The sequence below is a fragment of the Clostridium sp. ZBS15 genome, from assembly GCF_023845705.1.
Taxonomy (GTDB): Bacteria; Bacillota; Clostridia; order Clostridiales; family Clostridiaceae; genus Clostridium; species Clostridium aquiflavi.
This window is the reverse complement of record NZ_JAMQHY010000195.1, coordinates 1-300: the sequence shown is the minus strand read 5'-3', so window position 1 is coordinate 300 and position 300 is coordinate 1. Positions and strand designations below refer to the sequence as shown.

Sequence of the window (300 nt, the reverse complement as noted above, 5' to 3'; positions counted from 1 at the left end):
CTCCCCCTGATAATTGTAAAACCTTTCTTAATGCAGTTTGTTTATCTATGCCAACTTTATTTAATAATTCAAATGCATAAGCTTTTTTATCCTCAACATTTACTCTACTGATATCCATTGATAATAATATATTTTCAAGTGCTGATGTATTAGTCAAAAGATTATATCCTTGAAATATAACACCAATTTCCTTTGCTCTATAATTATCCTTATCTATATTATTTAATGACTTATTATTATATAATATATCTCCAGCTGTGAAATTATCCAATCCAGCTATCAATGATAATAAACTTGTTT

The 300-nt window shown here is 26.0% G+C and carries 1 protein-coding gene; it reads right to left on the bottom strand.

The features are described 5' to 3' along the window. Nucleotides 1–300, bottom strand: a 300-nt coding sequence (locus NG904_RS16990; RefSeq protein WP_252232914.1) for an ATP-binding cassette domain-containing protein, incomplete at both ends; no start/stop codon positions are given.